Origin of the sequence: Streptomyces torulosus, from assembly GCF_001419765.1 — a bacterium.
Classification (GTDB): Bacteria; Actinomycetota; Actinomycetes; order Streptomycetales; family Streptomycetaceae; genus Streptomyces; species Streptomyces torulosus.
The window spans coordinates 1-1,941 of record NZ_LIRK01000996.1 but is presented as its reverse complement, the minus strand read 5'-3'; the positions used below and the strand labels follow the sequence as shown (position 1 = coordinate 1,941).

The 1,941-nt window shown below is 72.2% G+C and carries 3 protein-coding genes; 1 reads left to right on the top strand and 2 read right to left on the bottom strand.

Features of this window, described 5'->3' with window-relative positions:
* Positions 1-224: 224 nt before the first annotated feature.
* The gene (locus AOK23_RS43480) at positions 225-881 is read right to left on the bottom strand and encodes an FMN-binding negative transcriptional regulator (protein ID WP_055717860.1); all 657 of its coding nucleotides are present in this window, start codon (positions 879-881) and stop codon (positions 225-227) included.
* On the bottom strand, positions 881-1,567 hold the full coding sequence (locus AOK23_RS43475; protein ID WP_055717859.1) for a pyridoxamine 5'-phosphate oxidase family protein: 687 nt from the start codon (positions 1,565-1,567) through the stop codon (positions 881-883). Before AOK23_RS43475 ends, AOK23_RS43480 begins: the two co-directional genes overlap by 1 nt.
* Positions 1,568-1,602: 35 nt before the next feature.
* On the opposite strand from AOK23_RS43475, the gene AOK23_RS43470 reads away from it, so the two are divergent.
* Positions 1,603-1,941 (top strand): GntR family transcriptional regulator (locus tag AOK23_RS43470; RefSeq protein WP_157878339.1); only part of this gene is annotated, 339 nt, incomplete at its 3' end.

Here is a 1,941-nt window from a genome sequence, read left to right as displayed (position 1 = left end):
ACCGTCAACGGCGTCCGGCGGGGAGGGTGTCGAGCGGGGCGAAGTGGCCGCCGGACGCCGTTGACGGTGGGCGGGGGAGCGGGCCGAGGGGCGGTGGTGGCTGCTCGCGGCCCTGGTGCGCCTTTCGGCCCTGGCTCGCCCTTCGGGCTTGGGCCGCTGTTCGGACTCGGTTCGCCTTCTGGGCTTGGTTCGTCCTTCGGGCTTGACTCGCCGTTCGGGCGTGGTCAACTCGCCGGTGGCCAGATGCCCCTGCGGTTCAGCTGGTGGGTGCGGGCTGCCGCGTCGCCCGGGCCGTCCCGGGTCGTGAGGCCGGCCACGATGCGGTCCTGGACCTCCTCGGGGCGGTGGGCGGCGTACTTGAACTTGGCGCGTACGGAGGTCACTTCGAGACGAAGGCCCCGGATGCCGGGGAGCAGGCGGCCGTAGGGCGCCTCGTCGGCGGTCGCGGTGGCGGAGCCGCCCTCCGGCTGGAAGTGGGCCAGTTGGAGGTTGAGGAGAGCTGCCTTCTCCATCGGGTCGTCGATGACGTGCGCCGTGCAGCGGAGTTGGACCGCCGCGTAGAAGCTGGTCGGAGTGCCGTGCTCCGGCGGGGCGTCCGGTGGGGCCTGCCAGGGGCCGGGAATGTAGACGTAGTCGTCCACGACGCTCAGCAGGACGTCGGGCGCGGCCTCCAGCGCCGGCCACAGCGGGTTCGGGCGGGCCAGATGGGCGAGGGCGACACCGTGTTCACCCTCGTCGGGGTCGTAGGAGAAGTGCATCGGCTGGACGTGGGGCGGGTCGCCGGGCAGGCCGTTGACGGCGAGCTGGCCGAAGTCGTGGGCGGTGAGCCAGCGCCGCCATTCGCTGTCGTCGCGCGGGGCGTCCCAGGGGTGGATCAGCATCACAGGCTCTTGAGGTACTCGGGGAGTTCGATGCCGGGCGCCAGGTCGGGCGACGGGATCGGGGCCTCGTAGCCCTTCCGCAGGGGGACGACACCGGCCCAGTGGGGGAGCGTGAGGTCCTCGGGTTCGTCGTTGACGCCGCCGGTACGGGCCTTGGCGGAGACCTCGTTCAGGTCGAGCTTGATCACGGCGGTCGCGGCGGACTCCTTGGCGTTGGCGGGCCGGGAGTCCCGCGAGCGGCCGGGGACGGCGTGGTCCACGAGGGCGTCCAGGGCGATCCGCCGCTCCTCCGGGTCGGTGACCTGGTGGGCGAGGCCGTGCACGACCACGGAGCGGTAGTTGATCGAGTGGTGGAAGCCGGAGCGGGCCAGGACCAGGGCGTCCACGTGGGTGACCGTCAGGCACACCGGGAGGCCCGGGTCGGCCTTCCCCGTCATCCGCAGCGGACGCGACCCGGTCGAACCGTGCACGTACAGCGTCTCGCCGACCCTGCCGTACAGCGTGGGCAGCACCACCGGCGCGCCGTCCCGGACGAAGCCCAGGTGGCAGACGTACCCCTCGTCGAGTATCGCGTGCACCGTCTCCTTGTCGTACGAGGCCCGGTCCGAGGACCGGGTGGGGACCGTGCGGTCGGTGGCGGCGTAGGCGGCCGGTGTCGGTGTCGTCGACTGCGGGGTCCCCGTCATTGCGCTCTCCATTGCACTAGTGCATAATCGGCTTTGTGCTAGGAGAATACACAATCGCTGGTCGGGGTGCAGCTGAGATCGCGGCCAGCGTGGAGCGTGCGGTGGGGGCCGGGGAGTTGGAGCCGGGTCAACTGCTGCCTCCTATGCGGGAGTTGGCGGCACGGCTGGGGGTGAACCCGAACACGGTCGCGGCCGCCTATCGCACACTGCGCGAGCGTGGGGTCATCGAGACCGCCGGGCGGCGGGGGAGCCGTGTGCGGCCCAGGCCCGCCACCACCGGGCGCGAATACATCAGGGTCGAGGTGCCGGAAGGGGTGCGGGACCTCGCCGACGGCAATCCGGACCCGGCCCTGCTGCCGCCTCTCGCGGCCGCG

What these genes read in the sequence shown, in the direction of transcription:
- AOK23_RS43480 (WP_055717860.1), bottom strand. Translation starts at nt 881, where the DNA reads ATGCTGATCCACCCCTGGGACGCCCCGCGCGACGACAGCGAATGGCGG.
- AOK23_RS43475 (WP_055717859.1), bottom strand. Translation starts at nt 1,567, where the DNA reads ATGACGGGGACCCCGCAGTCGACGACACCGACACCGGCCGCCTACGCC.